At 52.2% G+C, this 15,763-nt stretch carries 13 protein-coding genes and 1 pseudogene; 9 read left to right on the forward strand and 5 right to left on the reverse strand.

What is annotated here, in order from left to right; all coding sequences use genetic code 11:
- Positions 1 to 12: 12 nt before the first annotated feature.
- The 3 genes from I2D83_RS03345 to I2D83_RS03355 all read right to left on the reverse strand — a co-directional run bounded on the left by I2D83_RS03345 (position 13) and on the right by I2D83_RS03355 (position 3,874).
- The gene (locus tag I2D83_RS03345; protein ID WP_015841819.1) at positions 13 to 1,113 is read right to left on the reverse strand and encodes an ABC transporter substrate-binding protein; all 1,101 of its coding nucleotides are present in this window, start codon (positions 1,111 to 1,113) and stop codon (positions 13 to 15) included.
- Between the two features lie 14 nt (positions 1,114 to 1,127).
- Entirely contained in the window at positions 1,128 to 2,258 is a 1,131-nt protein-coding gene (locus I2D83_RS03350; RefSeq protein WP_205947542.1) for an ABC transporter permease, read from the reverse strand.
- 86 nt (positions 2,259 to 2,344) lie between these two features.
- Positions 2,345 to 3,874: a sugar ABC transporter ATP-binding protein gene (locus tag I2D83_RS03355; protein WP_205947543.1), complete on the reverse strand. Its 1,530-nt coding sequence runs from the start codon at positions 3,872 to 3,874 to the stop codon at positions 2,345 to 2,347.
- Positions 3,875 to 4,340: 466 nt separating this feature from the next.
- Between I2D83_RS03355 and I2D83_RS03360 the strand changes: the two genes are divergently transcribed.
- From I2D83_RS03360 to I2D83_RS03370, 3 genes are all read left to right on the forward strand, one after another.
- A complete protein-coding gene (locus tag I2D83_RS03360) occupies positions 4,341 to 5,159 on the forward strand; it encodes an IclR family transcriptional regulator (RefSeq protein WP_015841816.1) in 819 nt (272 codons plus the stop codon).
- Positions 5,160 to 5,280: 121 nt separating this feature from the next.
- Positions 5,281 to 5,895: an arginine exporter ArgO gene (gene argO / locus I2D83_RS03365; RefSeq protein ID WP_205947544.1), complete on the forward strand. Its 615-nt coding sequence runs from the start codon at positions 5,281 to 5,283 to the stop codon at positions 5,893 to 5,895.
- 192 nt (positions 5,896 to 6,087) lie between these two features.
- Positions 6,088 to 6,813, forward strand: coding sequence for an oxidative stress defense protein (locus tag I2D83_RS03370; RefSeq protein ID WP_205948135.1), 726 nt, complete (start codon positions 6,088 to 6,090; stop codon positions 6,811 to 6,813).
- A gap of 102 nt (positions 6,814 to 6,915) precedes the next feature.
- Here the strand turns inward: I2D83_RS03370 and I2D83_RS03375 are convergent, their stop codons facing one another.
- The gene (locus tag I2D83_RS03375; RefSeq protein WP_015841813.1) at positions 6,916 to 7,809 is read right to left on the reverse strand and encodes a LysR family transcriptional regulator ArgP; all 894 of its coding nucleotides are present in this window, start codon (positions 7,807 to 7,809) and stop codon (positions 6,916 to 6,918) included.
- A gap of 240 nt (positions 7,810 to 8,049) precedes the next feature.
- Here I2D83_RS03375 and rpiA point away from each other — a divergent pair, with 240 nt between their 5' ends.
- Both rpiA and serA read left to right on the forward strand, forming a co-directional pair.
- Positions 8,050 to 8,709, forward strand: coding sequence for a ribose-5-phosphate isomerase RpiA (gene rpiA, locus I2D83_RS03380; protein ID WP_015841812.1), 660 nt, complete (start codon positions 8,050 to 8,052; stop codon positions 8,707 to 8,709).
- 294 nt (positions 8,710 to 9,003) lie between these two features.
- Positions 9,004 to 10,236, forward strand: coding sequence for a phosphoglycerate dehydrogenase (gene serA, locus I2D83_RS03385; protein WP_015841811.1), 1,233 nt, complete (start codon positions 9,004 to 9,006; stop codon positions 10,234 to 10,236).
- 53 nt (positions 10,237 to 10,289) lie between these two features.
- On the opposite strand, the gene I2D83_RS03390 is transcribed toward serA, so the two are convergent.
- Positions 10,290 to 11,291, reverse strand: coding sequence for a zinc-binding alcohol dehydrogenase family protein (locus I2D83_RS03390; RefSeq protein WP_205947545.1), 1,002 nt, complete (start codon positions 11,289 to 11,291; stop codon positions 10,290 to 10,292).
- A 138-nt stretch (positions 11,292 to 11,429) separates the two neighbouring features.
- Between I2D83_RS03390 and I2D83_RS03395 the strand changes: the two genes are divergently transcribed.
- The 4 genes and pseudogenes from I2D83_RS03395 (at position 11,430) to I2D83_RS03405 (ending at position 15,757) form a co-directional block, all read left to right on the forward strand.
- On the forward strand, positions 11,430 to 12,341 hold the full coding sequence (locus I2D83_RS03395) for a LysR family transcriptional regulator (RefSeq protein WP_205947546.1): 912 nt from the start codon (positions 11,430 to 11,432) through the stop codon (positions 12,339 to 12,341).
- Between the two features lie 157 nt (positions 12,342 to 12,498).
- Entirely contained in the window at positions 12,499 to 12,729 is a 231-nt protein-coding gene (locus I2D83_RS22310; RefSeq protein WP_225182657.1) for a hypothetical protein, read from the forward strand.
- The gene (locus I2D83_RS03400) at positions 12,677 to 14,296 is read left to right on the forward strand and encodes a methyl-accepting chemotaxis protein (RefSeq protein WP_241007303.1); all 1,620 of its coding nucleotides are present in this window, start codon (positions 12,677 to 12,679) and stop codon (positions 14,294 to 14,296) included. The genes I2D83_RS22310 and I2D83_RS03400 overlap by 53 nt, the downstream gene beginning before the upstream one ends.
- Positions 14,297 to 14,426: 130 nt before the next feature.
- Positions 14,427 to 15,757: pseudogene (locus I2D83_RS03405) on the forward strand (IS4 family transposase).
- Positions 15,758 to 15,763: the final 6 nt, after the last annotated feature.

Consider the following 15,763-nt stretch of genomic DNA (forward strand, 5'->3'; position numbering starts at 1 on the left):
CGGGTTCTCCACTTATTTCACACCCCAGATTGCCCGGTAATGGCCTTGATAATCATTTTGCGGGTCATACAGGTTGTTATTACCGCCATCGTTCGCGATGTTTTCGGCTGTCACCAAATGTGCCGGGGTGACATAACCAGAAGGCGGTTGTTTGGCAAAGGCGCGGTTAAACTCATCCAGCAACTGCCAGCCGTGCAGCTTCAGAGGCTCGGGAACGGTGGCGGATTGGCTATCACCAGAGCGAATACGTTGATAGGCAGAGATGGAACCATCGCCAGCCGAAATGTTATACGGTGCATTTTTACCGCCTTTCCCGGCCGTTTTTAACGATGGCGCCATGAAATCAAAATACAGGTCGTTAATGGCCAGCGAATACTGGAAGCTGTCGCCATATTTCTGCAACAGACTAAACGTCATGGCAGGCATGCGGTTTGCGGTATCGGCGAGCGGTGTATCGATGAATTCCACTACCTTGCAACCACTGCATTTACCGATTTCGTCTTTCATGACATTGGCTTTATCAAGCGCGATTTGATAAAGGGAGTCGGTAAAGATTAAGACATTGGCTTTTCCACCTGATTTTACGACGGCGTATTGCGCGGCGATGCGGGCGACGTCATTCGAATCGGATGTCACGTTGTAGAAAATATCGTATTTAGGCAGGGGACCCGGCTCAGGTACGGCATGCCATGCAGTCAGAATAATGCCTTGTTGAATGGCTTTCTTCAGCGGGATTTTGGCGACATTCGGGTTCCAACCGCCAATAACAATGCCATCTGGCTTCTGAGCGATCGCCTGATTGAGTGAGGCCAACTGATCTTTGACCGAGCCGCCACCGTCCAACGTTTCCAGCTTCCAGCCTGCGGCTTTGGCTGCTTCGCTCAGCCCTTGCTGTACGCCTTGAACGCCGCCATTTTTCATATCGGAGGCAATAAAAATAATCTTCTTATTCGGCTGTAACTGTGGCCCCTGAGTCGGGCCGTCCCACTGCGTGCTGCTGGCGGTCGCTTTTGCAACGGCTGCCGTTGCCTGATCGAGATAGCTGTCAGCCCATGTTGGCTGGCTGCTTAATAACACGGTGGTCAGTCCTGATAACAGCAAAAAACGTTTCATAGGGTGTGCTCCTGTTAGGGATGTGTCACGTTATGGTTATTGTTTTCCGGTGGCGTGTTTTTCTGATGAGAAGGCTCCTGGTGGTGGCGCTGGGGTGTGTCAGCCTGACGGCGTTGTACGGCTTTTTGATTCAGTAAGCGGCGGCGCTGGGCATAGCCTGCCAGCGTGATGGAGAGCAGCAGCGTGGCTCCGTTAAATAACGGTTCAACCCAGAATTCGCCGCCAAATTGCTGGATACCGGCGATGCCAATCGCAAGAATGGCGATGCCGATAACCGTTCCCCAGACGTTAACTCGGCCGGGGCGAAGCGTGGTACTGCCAAGGAATGCCCCAACCAGAGCAGGCAATAGATAATCCATACCGACGCTGGCCTGTCCGACCCCTTGTTCTGCGGCGATCAACACGCCGCTAAAGCCAGTCAATACGCTGGAGGTGATGAAGGCACCGATAGTAAAACGATTAACGGAAATCCCATTGAGCCGTGCTGCAGCCGGATTGCCCCCCACGGCATACATGCAGCGGCCGAGCGGCGTATGTTCCGTGACAAGCCATAAGACAATGGCGACCAGCAGGACATAGAAGGCCACGATAGGGATCCCGCCGATCTCGGTATGGTGCAGAGCGATGAAAGCATCAGGTAGATCGCCGACGATTTGGCGGCCGCCCGAATGCCACAGGGCTACGGCGTACAGTACGGTGCCAGATCCCAGCGTGGCGACGAAGCTATCGATATCGGCCAATGCCACCAGAATGCCGTTGAGCAAGCCGTATAGCGCTGAAATGACCAGTACCGTCAGCACGGCCATCTGCCATGAGAAGCCGTATTCCACCTGAAGCGTAATTGCCAGAATGTGCCAGAGCACGATGCCGAAACCGACGTTGAGATCGATCTTTCCGACGATCATCGGAATCGTTGCGGCCAGTGCCAGCAGGGCGATTTTGGCTTTGCTGGAGAGGATTGCCTGTAGCGTCAACATGGAAGCGAATGACGGCGTGGCGAGTGAAAATAGAATCACCAGCGCGATGCACAGTAACAGCAGGCCATAGCGGGTCAGAATTTGCATCAGCCAGGGACCAGCCCCATCCTGTGTCAGACTCACTCGTTGCTCTAGCGCCGTTGATTTTACTGATGTTTTATTAGACATTATTTTCTTCCTTCGAACAGGTGAGGCTGTGTGAGCGTCTGAATTTTTTACTGTTGATTCAGTTCGCCTGTGCAATAACGTGCCATTCAGGCAGAAGCCGTGGTTTCTGCCGTGCTGGCAGATGCCAGTTCCAATAAGTTGGCGAAAGAGACCTGTTGATTTTTGAGCTCGCCGACGACATGTCCCCGATTGAAAACCAGTGCGCGATTGCAAATGTGGGCGATTTCCTCGAAATCATTGGAGATCACCAGCACCGCAACGCCCTCTGCCAGTGACTTATTCAATAGATGGTAAATTTCGGCACGCGCACCGACATCTACGCCCGCGGTGGGATCTTCCAGGATCAGCAGTGGCGCGCCGAGGTGCATCCAGCGGGCCATCACCACTTTCTGTTGGTTGCCGCCGGACAACGCACTGATGTCGATATTGACGTTTTTGGGGCGAACATCGAACAGTTGTACTTTCCACCAGCTTGCGCCTATCTCTTCGCGGCGGCTGTAGCGGGAAAAGAGCTTATGTCCGCTGGCGCAGGGGTTGATAAACAGGTTCTCGCGTACGCTCATCGACATCACCAGACTTTCATTGGTGCGATCGCCTGCGACCAGCGATACGCCGTGAGCCATCGCCTGTTGTGGGGAGCTGGCATGGTAAGGTTCATCACGGAACTGAATCTCTCCGCTGTCGCACTGGCGTAGTCCGAACAGCAAACGACCGATTTCTTCCTGACCTGCACCGCGCAGACCAGCCAGTGCGAGCATTTCCCCCGGTTGCAGGCTAAAGCTGACCGGGCCGATATCGCCTACAGTGACGTTTTTTACGTGTAGAACAGGAGAGGAAGGAGCAGGTAAGGGTTCGCGCTGATCGCCGGGCATGGCTTCACCCACAATCAATTGCACCAGATCGCGCAGCGAATAATCCGCCGTTCTACCGCCTGCGACATAGCGGCCATCGCGCATGACGCAGACGCGATCGGCGATGTCGATCACTTCATCCAGTCGGTGAGTGACGTAAATCATGCCCACTTTTTTCGCACGCAGTCGGTTAATCACGGAAAAAAGATGGCGGACATCATTTGCCGGAAGCGAGGCGGTGGGTTCATCCAGCACCAACAGTTCGGCATTCACGGCGACGGCTCGCGCGATGGCGAGTAGGGATTTTTCCGTGCGTGAGAGTTCAAACACCCGGGCATCGGGATCGAGTGCGATCCCCACATCCTGTAGCGCCTGGCTGGCATGCCGGCGGATCGCCCGCCAGTCAATTAATCCAAAACGGCGTGGGAACCCCATGACCAGCGCCATGTTTTCCGCCACGGTCATCCACTCGATCAGCCCCAGATCCTGATGAATAAACGCAATAGGCTGGAGGCCATCACTTTTTATCGCTGCGGCTGACGCTATGCTGGTTCCACGGAATTGAATATCACCACCATCACGGGGGTAGACACCTGCGAGGACTTTAATGAGTGTCGATTTCCCCGCACCATTTTCGCCCAGTAGCGCGAGTACCTCGCCCGGCATGACCTGAAGACTGACATCATTAACCGCAATGTTGCCGCCAAAACGTTTAGTGATATGGCTAAGCGCAAGTATGGGTTGATCCGCATTGATTTGATTCATGTGATTCGCCCTTGTGTTCAGCACACGCTGTGATGCGGTGCAAAATCGGTAAGCAACCTGTTCCCGTTTATTCTGGGCGGTATAACACCCTGAATATGGTGTGGCAGGAATGAAATCAGCCATATTTTGTCGTTTTAATGAACTTCATATTTCAATATACGAAATTCAATTTCAAAAACAATATACCGAAGATTGTGCTAAATCAAAGGCAAACGGTTTTTTAATTTCATTTAAAAACAATGCCTTATTTTTATTGTTTCGTATTTGTGATGTACTGCTCACTTCATGGGCAGGGGAAGGTTGCGTATTCAGGGAGCCATGCCGACAATGAAACGGCGTTCCACTTCAACTCATACGGGCCTTGCGGTAACATTGCTATTCTTAAGCGAAATGGATGGCGGCGACACACTGCGTTGCAGCAGCTTTTGCGCAAGCACTGCCTAGCCCCTTATTCTGGAGATCAGTTATGAGCCCGAAAGCTGTTAATGAGAAAGACGATCAAAAAGAAAAACCGCTGGGGAGTCAGAGTCTATTTCGTGGTTTACAATTGATTGAAATTCTGAGCAATTTTCCTAACGGCTGTCCACTTGCCCATCTGTCTGAACTGGCGGGAATGAACAAAAGTACCGTACACCGATTACTACAGGGGCTGCACACTAGCGGTTATGTCACCCAGGCACCCTCTCCGGGCAGCTATCGTCTGACGACCAAATTTATCTCCATTGGGCAGAAGGCCCTGTCTTCTCTGAATATTATTCACGTCGCTTCACCTCATCTGGTGCAGTTGAATCTGGAAGTGGGGGAAACGGTAAACTTTTCCAGCCGTGAAGACGATCATGTCATCCTGATCTACAAGCTGGAGCCGACGACGGGCATGATGCGCACCCGCGCTTACATCGGTCAGCATATGCCGCTTTATTGTTCCGCCATGGGCAAAATTTTTATGGCGTATGGTAAAAGCGACTACCCGGCGTACTATTGGCAAACTCATCAGAGTGATATCCAGCCCCTTACGCGGAATACCATCACAGAACTGCCGAAGATGTATGAAGAGCTGGAAGATATTCGTCAGAAAGGATTGGCGATGGATCGTGAGGAAAATGAGCTTGGCGTATCCTGCATTGCCGCACCGGTATTTGATATTCAGCAGCGGGTTCCTTATGCGGTATCAGTATCGTTACCTACCGCCAAGCTACAGCAAATCGGTATGAAATCGCTGGTTAAGCCCGTTATCGCGACTGCCCAGCGTATTTCTCTGGAACTGGGTTTTGTCACCCCCGATTAAGCATTAGGATGTCTAATGCCTGATTAGAAATATCCATTTCATCTAATGATTTTCCCTTCGTATGATGCGCGTGTGAAATCGCGCATGCGCCGCTACTGGCGCTTTATTTACGAGGAAAGTCATGTTTGCTGTTTTTCTACAAGGCGCTCTGTTAGGGGCAGCGATGATTCTGCCACTGGGTCCACAGAATGCATTCGTAATGAATCAGGGAATTCGCCGACAGTACCATCTGATGGTGGCGCTGCTATGTGCATTGAGTGACATGGTGTTGATTACCGCCGGTATTTTTGGCGGCAGCGCGCTGCTTAGTCAGTCTTCACTGCTGCTGGGGGCAGTGACCTGGGGCGGCGTTGCGTTTCTGCTCTGGTTCGGCTGGGGAGCGATGAAAACGGCCTTCAGCAAAAATATTGTGCTCGCCAGCGCCGAGGTGATGAAGCAAAGTCGCTGGCGTATTATCGCGACCATGCTGGCGGTGACTTGGCTGAACCCGCATGTCTATCTGGATACTTTTGTGGTGCTGGGGAGTCTGGGAAGCCAGTTTGCGGGTGATGCCCGAAGCTGGTTTGCACTGGGGACGATGATGGCTTCTTTCACTTGGTTTTTTGCGCTGGCGCTATTGGCCTCCTGGCTGGCACCGTGGCTGAATACACCGCGGGTACAGCGGGTCATCAACTTTTTTGTCGGCGTAGTGATGTGGGGCATTGCCTTACAGCTGGCACGCCACGGTTGGCAATAAATGACGCCGTTTTACGCCACGTTTCAGAAATTCACCTATATTGTGTGGAGTCGGTAATACGTTATGTTGTCCGGCAAAAGATACCCTTCTTGTATCTTTCATTCTGGAACGTGCTGTGCCGATGCAGGAAAAATCTGCTGAGCCCCGTGCGTGACGAAACATAAGTAAGGAGAGAGTGTGAAGCGAGGTATGATGAAGCTAAATGCACTGGCGCTGGCCGCCGCGGTAGGGTTTGGCGGTATGTCGATGGCCGCTCTGGCTGCGGAACTGCCGGATGGGCCGCATATCGTGACGTCAGGGACATCCAGCGTAGATGCGACGCCGGATATCGCTCGTCTGGCGATTGAAGTGAGCGTGTCATCGAAGGATGCGGCGGAAGCGAAAAAGCAGGTCGATGCTCGTGTTGCACAATATTTTGATTTTCTGGGTAAAAATGGCATTGAGAAAAAAGATATTAATGCCGCCAATTTACGCACACAGCCAGAATACGACTATCTGAAAACGGGCGGCTCGGTGCTGAAAGGCTATCGTGCCGTGCGTCAGGTGGAAGTGACGCTGCGTCAGTTAGACAAGCTGAACGAACTACTGGATGGGGCGCTGAAATCGGGGCTGAATGAGATTCGCACGGTAGAATTAGGCGTTGCCAATCCAGAAACCTATCGTGATGAAGCGCGTAAGAAAGCCATTGAGCAGGCGACAAGTCAGGCAGCCGCGTTGGCGCAGGGCTTCAACGCCAAGCTGGGGCCGATCTACAGCGTTCGCTACCACGTTGCCAACTACCAGCCGATGCCAGTGGCCCGGATGTTCAAAGCAGCAGATGCGGCGGTGCAAACTGAAGCGGCGCAAACCTACGAACAGCAAACCATTCACTTTGACGATCAGGTCGATGTCGTGTTTGAGTTACAGCGTACGCCGTAACGAGAGCTTCAACCCATCGTTGTGCCAACATTGACGGAACAACAGGCCTGCTTGCTCAGGCCTGTTGTTCTTTATCACGACGTCACTCCCACCCTCAGCACGTTATGACTGCCGCAGTACCTGATGACCGTGTGCGAGCAGGGCGTCCGTTACTTTTCTCATCATCCGGCTTTCCGGCGCGAAACGGTGCCAGTAGAGCATCCGACGCTGAAACAGCCCCGGCGTCAGGTCGACTAATTCGTTATTGGCCAGTTCTTTCTCGATTTGCAGATGTGGGATCATGCAGCAGGTCGTACCTTGTCGCGCCAGTTGTACAAACGCTTCTGATGAATTCACGATGTGACAGGGAACGCTGCCCGGCGACAAATCAAAGTTCTGCTGTAAAAAAGCCTGATGCATATCATCCAGATGGTCGAAGGCGACCGCAGGGGCGCGTAGCAGTGCCGAACGCGTCACGCCATTGGGAAAATAGCGGGCGGCAAAGGTCGGCGAGGCCACAAACAGATAATCCAGTGCACCCAGTTTATCCACCAGGCAGCTTGGCAGCGGCTGAGACTGAATACTTACCGCACCCACCACTTCACCCCGGCGCAGCCTTTCCTGAGTGCGTGTTTCATCTTCTACCTGCAAATTGAGACGAATCGGCGAATCGACCAGCACAGGCTGTAACGCGGGCAGCAGCCAGGTTGCCAGACTGTCGGCGTTCACCGCCAACGACAGCAGCAGCGGGATATCGCTGTTGGTTTCATTGCCCAGCCACTCTTCTTCCAGCAGCTCAACCTGATGAAGCAACGCCAGCAGTTTCTGCCCTTGTTCTGTCGGGCGAGGGGGGATGGTTCTGACCAAGAGCGGTTGGCCGAACAAGTTTTCCAGCTGTTTGATACGTTGCGAAACGGCAGATTGGGTAATACACAATTTTTGGGCGGCGCGCTCAAAACCACGCTCGCGGATGACGGCATCCAGAGCCTGAAGCGTTCGATAGTCCGGGCGTTTCATGAAAGTCAAAATCCTCTGAATGAGTCTGTTTTTTTCACTATGCCACATTTTGCTGCTTTGCCATGCAGAAATCTTATTTTTGGCTATTGTGCGCAATCACGATTCAGCACGGTATGAGGGAAATGATGTGCATGAAATAATGCATCAGCGATGAAGTGAATTTGCACGCTTTCCCCAACGTGCATGTTCTATAATACGCACACGTTTTCGTATATCGATTCTACAGGCCAGAAGCAGATTATGACGCAAGATGAACTGAAAAAAGCAGTGGGATGGGCAGCGCTAGACTATGTCCGCCCAGACACCATTGTGGGAGTAGGAACCGGATCGACGGCGGCACATTTTATTGATGCGCTGGGTTCGATAAAACACCAAATCAAAGGCGCGGTCTCCAGCTCGGATGCCTCAACGGAAAAACTGAAAAGTCTGGGTATCCCCGTCTTTGACGCCAATGAAGTCGATTCACTGGATGTTTACGTCGATGGTGCCGATGAGATCAACGGCCATATGCAGATGATTAAAGGCGGTGGTGCGGCACTGACCCGCGAGAAAATCATTTCGGCGCTGTCGCGTCAGTTCATCTGCATTGTTGATGCCTCCAAGCAGGTTGATGTGCTAGGTAAATTCCCGCTGCCGGTTGAAGTTATCCCGATGGCGCGGTCTTACGTCGCACGTGAACTGGTGAAGCTAGGCGGGCAGCCGGTCTATCGTCAGGGCGTCGTGACGGATAACGGCAACGTGATTCTGGATGTGCACAACCTGAATATCATGGATGCGATCGCGGTAGAAAATCACATCAATGGTATCCCAGGCGTGGTGACCGTTGGGCTGTTTGCCAACCGCGGTGCGGATGTCGCGTTAGTCGGCACGTCTGAGGGTGTAAAAACCGTCGTTAAATGAGTACGGGATCGTTCTGACGTGGTGAGCGTCCACGTCAGAAATTTTTTAGCTAAAAAAATCTATTTAGTTAACGGCTCATTTTTGGTACTTAATATCACATTTTCTTATTTTATTTATCGTCGATATGGCGATGCTCATCTTTGGCAATATTTTTTGCCATAAATCAGACGCGCCTCTCTGTAGCGTGATTCGGGCGAAGCAATCGTTTGTATTGCTGACTGCGTAATTTTTGTTATGTTGGCAGAGGCTATTTAGCACTCTGTCACATTTGATGTCTGAAAATAAGGTCGGGAAATGGCAAAGGTATCACTGGAAAAAGACAAGATTAAGTTTCTGTTAGTGGAAGGCGTGCACCAAAGCGCGCTGGATAACCTGCGTGCAGCCGGTTACACCAACATCGAGTTCCATAAGGGCGCGCTGGATCCTGAGGCGCTGAAAGCCTCCATCCGCGATGCGCACTTTGTGGGTATCCGCTCGCGTACTCATCTGACAGAAGAGATTTTTGCTGCTGCGGAAAAACTGATCGCGGTAGGGTGTTTCTGTATCGGGACTAATCAGGTTGATCTGTCGGCTGCGACTAAACGCGGTATCCCGGTATTTAACGCACCGTTTTCCAATACCCGATCCGTGGCAGAAATGGTGATCGGTGAAATGCTTCTGATGCTGCGCGGTATTCCGGCAGCGAACGCGAAAGCACACCGTGGTATCTGGCACAAACTGGCTGTGGGATCGTTTGAAGCTCGCGGCAAAAAGCTCGGGATCATCGGCTACGGCCACATCGGTACGCAGTTGGGTATTCTGGCTGAAAGCCTGGGTATGCACGTTTATTTCTATGATATCGAAAGCAAACTGCCGCTGGGTAATGCTCAGCAGGTGCGCCATCTGTCCGACCTGCTGAATATGAGCGATGTGGTGAGCCTGCACGTGCCGGAAAATGACAGCACGCAGAATATGATGGGTGCGGAAGAACTGGCGCTGATGAAACCGGGTGCTATCCTGATTAACGCTGCTCGCGGTACGGTGGTTGATATTCCAGCACTGTGTGAAGTGCTGAGCAGCAAGCACCTGTCCGGTGCGGCCATTGACGTATTCCCGCAAGAGCCGGCAACCAACAGCGATCCGTTCCTGTCGCCGCTGTGCGAGTTTGACAACGTACTGCTGACGCCGCATATCGGTGGTTCCACGCAGGAAGCGCAGGAAAATATCGGTGATGAAGTGGCTGGCAAACTGGCGAAATACTCAGACAACGGTTCTACGCTGTCTGCGGTGAATTTCCCGGAAGTATCGCTGCCTGTTCACGGCGCACGCGCCAGCCGCCTGCTGCACATCCATGAAAACCGTCCTGGCATCATTACCAAAATTAACCAGATCTTTGCTGAGCAGGGTATTAACATTGCCGCACAGTATCTGCAAACGACACCTGAGATTGGTTATGTGGTGATTGATGTTGAAACTGACGGCGCGCAAACTGCTCTGCAACTGATGAAGGCGATTCCAGGCACCATTCGTGCCCGTCTGCTGTTCTGATGTGTGATTGATCGGTTAGTTTTAATCAGCCCCGTAAGGGGCTGATTGCGTTATTACAGCGCGATAACGATCTTGCCGCGCATATGCCCTTCCAGCACTTTATCGTGAGCCTGCTTCAGCGTGTCTACCGTTAACCCTTGCAGCGTTTCGCTGGCGGTTCCCTGAAGTTTTCCAGCATCAACCAGCTGTGCGACTTCGTGCAAAATGTTCCCCTGTTCGGCGATATCCGGTGTGGTAAACATGCTGCGGGTAAACATGAGTTCCCAATGTAGCGCCGCGCTTTTGAGTTTCAGCGCCGTTTGGTCGAGCGGGTTTTTGTTTTCCACGATGGTACAGATATGCCCCATCGGTGCGATCAGCTTGCTGATCGCCTCCCAGTGGCCGTCGGTATCGTTCAAACAGAAAATGTAATCGACCTGTTTGATCCCTTCTTTTTCTAGCTCAGCCACCAAATTACGGTAATCCACGACCTTGTGCGCACCACGCTGGCGGCACCATTCCGCCGAGTCAGGCTTTGATGCAGTAGCGATAATGTTCACCGAACTGCGCAGCGCGGCCAGAGAAATCGCAAGGGAGCCTACGCCGCCTGCACCACCGATAATCAGCAGCGTTTTCTCGCTGTCAGCCTGCTGTATTTTCAAGTGCTCGAACAGCCCTTCCCACGCGGTCAGCGTCGTGAGCGGCATGGCAGCCGCTGCGGCCCAGTCGAGAGACGCGGGCTTGTGTGCGACGATGCGTGAATCAATTAACTGATGTGTCGTGTTGCTGCCGGGACGGGTGATATCACCGGCGTACCAGACTTCATCGCCTACCCGAAACTGGCTAACGGCGCTGCCTGTTTTCAGCACGACGCCGCTGGCATCCCAGCCGAGAATTCTAGGCTGCTGTAATCCATTCTGGCGCAATCCGGCATGCACTTTGGTATCCACCGGGTTGACGGAAATGGCTTTTACGTCGATTAACAGATCGTATTCACCGGGCTCGGGGATGTCCTGAGTGATGGCGATGAAATTTTCTGGCTGTTGTGGATCAACGGCTATCGCATGAACGGTCATGGTCTATTCCTCATTATTTTCAGAATGCGGTTGTGTAAATAAGGCTGGCTTCTTTGAATAAAACCAAGTGTAGAACACTGAGATAGGGCTGATAAGATGGACAATAAATAATGCAGTGTTCGTTTGAGGTGAACAATCATGTTTAAACAATTGCAGGATATGGCGCTGTTTGCGCTGGTGGCCGAGTGTGGCAGTTTTACACAGGCGGCGCGCAAAGCCGGGCTGGCAAAATCCAGCCTGAGCTTGCGCATTAGCCAGCTTGAACAGCAGATTGGCCTGCGGCTGTTGAACCGAACGACGCGCCAGCTCAATCTGACGTTTGCGGGTGAGCGTTATCTGATTCACTGTCAGGAGATGCTACAAGCCAGTGAGCGTGCCGATCTCGCTATACAGCGTCTGCGCGATAACCCCAGTGGGCGGTTACGCATCACCAGCCCGGCAGGATTAGGTTCCACGCTGCTGGCGCGGCTGACCGCTGAATTTCAGCAGCGCTTTCCCGCAGTATCGCTGGATGTACTGATTTCAGATGCGGTGATCGATCTGGTACAGGAAGGGTTTGATGTCGCTTTTCGTACCGGTAAACCGCACGATTCTTCACTGATTGGACGCCCGCTTGGGCAGATTCCCCGCTATTTGCTGGCATCGCCTGACTATCTGGCGCGGCACCCGGCATTACTCCATCCGCAGCAGCTTCAACAGCACCGCTGTATTGCGCATCATGCCTGGACGGAGTGGCTCCTTCATCGCGGTTCAGAACTTTATCGCTGGTTACTGCCCGATGCACATATCACCGATAACCTGCTTTACGCTCGCGAGTGCGCTATTGCGGGAGCTGGCATTACGCTATTGCCAGATTTTCTCTGTCTGGATGACGCGGTGTCCGGAAAATTGGTCAGGGTTTTGTCGGATTGGCAGGCGGAAGCTAACGAGCTTTATCTGGTGTATCCCAGCCGCAAGCTGAATTCGCCCGCGTTAGCGTGTTTTATCGACTTTGTTTTACAACATAGAGCGTTGGATGATTACTCAACGTTTTTGAAAAAGCAGCAGTGATGCCGTCGCTACAATATTTTTGTTTCATTTTTATTTGTATCTTTTGATTTTTATTGAAACGTGATTTCTATCAACTTATTTTAGGTACGTTTTAGATTGAAAATGCCGATAACAATGTTGGTTCCTTTTGACTTTTTTATGAAAGGTGTGGTCCTGCGTGGCGTTATTGTCACAGTGCTATCTGGACTCTGCCGTGCTTGTAATGGCAGAGATAATGTATACCAGTGATGGTGAAAATGAGAATGCAACCGATGTCTATTCAAAAAGAGAAGTTGAGTTACATCAACAATATACGTCTCGTTTCGTTATTTATTACTCTTTTTTCAATTATCCTGATTTTATTTGCGCTTTCTATTGGCACAGCGAGTTATTTTTTAAAACAGAGTAATGATTCACTCGATAAAGCGAATGAATTGTCTGATATCCGAGCCGGTATCAGCAGTAGCCTCGATCAGCTACGCGTAGCCAGACTGCTGCTTATTCAGGCTGGTGCAGCAAACCGTATTAGCGATCACGAGGTGTTTAAATCCGCTTCAGATCAGGCTGCTGGTCGAGTCAGAGCCTCGCAGAAGCGTCTGGATGAATATCTCGCACGCCCAGACAAACTGGAGAGTGAAAAGGCCTTGGACGAGGATATCCTCAAGGCTTATAACAACTATCGCGATAATGCGATTGTTGTGATGCAGAAAGCCACGAGTGATGGTGAATTTGAAGATCTGGTGTCGTTGGAAAGCACAGTGGCCCGTCAGTTAGATGAAGCATTCAGTGTTCCAGTGCGTAAGAAAGTGACTGAGCTGACAAAAGCCGCGCAGGATATCAATCTACAAGCAGAACAGAATGCCAAGCTGGGTTACTGGATGATGGCAGGTTCATTTGCCCTGTCGATCATTATGGCGATCATGGCCTACATCATGGTGCGCAATGTGATCCTCGCGCCAATCAACAGACTGGTTGAGCGTATCCAGAATATTGCAGCGGGCGATTTGACGCAGCCGCCGATGGCAATGGGGCGCAATGAAATCGGCATTCTGGGGACGAATATCCAGAACATGCAGGCGGAGCTGACGGATACGGTGACGATCGTGCGTGAAGGGGCGGATTCGATCTACCAGGGATCGTCAGAAATCACAGCGGGCAACGTCGATCTCTCTTCGCGTACCGAGCAGCAGGCCGCCGCGCTGGAAGAAACCGCGGCGAGCATGGAACAGCTGACCGCAACGGTGAAACAGAACTCTGACAATGCTCATCACGCCAGCCAGTTGGCAAAAAATGCCTCTGAAAAAGCGGAGAAGGGCGGACAAATTGTGCAAGGCGTGGTGGACACCATGCAGGACATTTCTACAAGCTCAAAACGCATTTCCGAGATCACTTCCGTTATTAACAGCATCGCCTTCCAGACCAACATTCTGGCGCTGAACGCCGCGGTAGAAGCCGCGCGTGCGGGTGAGCAAGGACGTGGTTTTGCTGTGGTGGCGGGGGAAGTTCGTAATTTGGCGCAGCGCAGCGCACAAGCCGCGAAAGAGATTGAAGGGCTGATTGGTGAATCAAGCCGGCTGGTGGAAACGGGCTCAGGGCTCGTGTCTCAGGCGGGGACAACCATGGGTGAGATTGTGCGTGCGGTTGTCAGCGTGACTGACATCATGGGGGAAATTGCTTCCGCTTCTGACGAACAGAGCCGTGGCATTGGGCAGGTTAGTCAGGCTGTGTCTGAAATGGATAGCGCGACGCAGCAGAACGCAGCACTGGTGCAGGAAGCCTCGGCAGCGGCCGTTTCACTTGAAGAGCAGGCTGCTCGTCTGACGCAGGCTGTCGCGGTATTTAAACTGGCTGGCGTCGCTCAGAAGCTGAAAGCGTCATTGCCAAAAGCGGCACCGCAACCGCGTTTAGCGCCAGCGATGGCGATTGCCGGAAGCAGTAGCAAAGGCAGCGATAATCAAAACTGGGAAACGTTCTGATTTCCGGTAGATGAAGCATGATAGAAATAAATGGCCCGCATTGCGGTAATGCCGATCAGTTAAGGATCGGTTGACCGATCCAGTGGATGTGTAAAAATCCGGAAATGCTCACCCGTTTCCGGATTTTTTTATGCACATTGGACAGGCTCTTGATCTGGTATCCCATTACGACTCTTTGCGTAACCCACTGACTTCTCTGGGGGATTATCTCGACCCCGAACTCGTCTCACGTTGTCTCGCCGAGTCCGGCACGGTCACGCTACGCAAGCGGCGTCTCCCGCTTGAAATGATGGTCTGGTGCATTGTCGGCATGGCGCTTGAACGTAAAGAGCCCCTTCACCAGATTGTTAACCGTCTGGATATTATGCTGCCGGGTAACCGTCCCTTTGTCGCCCCGAGTGCCGTGATTCAGGCTCGCCAGCGCCTGGGAAGTGAGGCCGTTCGCCGTGTGTTCACACAAACTGCACAGCTCTGGCATAGTGAAACGCCACATCCACACTGGTGTGGCCTGACTCTGCTGGCCGTGGATGGCGTGGTCTGGCGAACGCCGGATACACCAGAAAATGATGCCGCCTTCCCGCGCCAGACACATGGCGGAAAACCGGGACTCTATCCACAGGTAAAAATGGTCTGCCAGATGGAGCTGACCAGCCATCTGCTGACGGCAGCAGCCTTTGGCACGATGAAAGAGAGTGAAAATGCGCTTGCAGAACAGTTGATAGCACAGACAGGTGATAACACGCTGACTTTACTCGATAAAGGCTATTACGCACTGGGTTTGCTGAATGCCTGGAATCAGGCGGGGAAACACCGGCACTGGCTGATCCCGCTGAAAAAGGGGGCGCAGTATGAAGAGGTCAGGAAGCTGGGTAAAGGTGATCATCTGGTAAAATTGAAAACCAGTCCACAGGCCCGTAAAAAGTGGCCGGGTCTGGGGGAGGAAATCACAGCACGGCTACTGACACTGACCCGCAAAGGAAAGGTCTGTCATCTGCTGACGTCGATGACGGATGCGCTGCGCTTCCCTGGTGGAGAGATGGCGGACCTGTACAGCCACCGGTGGGAAATCGAGCTGGGCTACCGTGAGATAAAGCAGACGATGCAACTGAGCAGGCTGACACTGCGAAGTAAGAAACCTGAGCTCGTGGAGCAGGAGTTATGGGGAGTATTACTGGCCTATAATCTTGTAAGATATCAGATGATTAAAATGGCAGGACATCTGAAAGGATACTGGCCAAATCAGCTGAGCTTCTCAGAATCGTGCGGAATGGTGATGCGAATGCTGATGACACTACAGGGTGCTTCACCGGGCCGCATCCCGGAACTAATGCGTGATCTTGAAAGCCAGGGACAACTGGTGAAATTACCGATAAGAAGGGAAAGGGCCTTCCCACGAATAGTAAAAGAAAGGCCCCAAAAATACAGTAAGGCCCGTAGATAAAATGCCAGTCAGTCGCTTAACTGACT

The organism is Pectobacterium aroidearum, from assembly GCF_015689195.1.
GTDB lineage: Bacteria > Pseudomonadota > Gammaproteobacteria > Enterobacterales > Enterobacteriaceae > Pectobacterium > Pectobacterium aroidearum.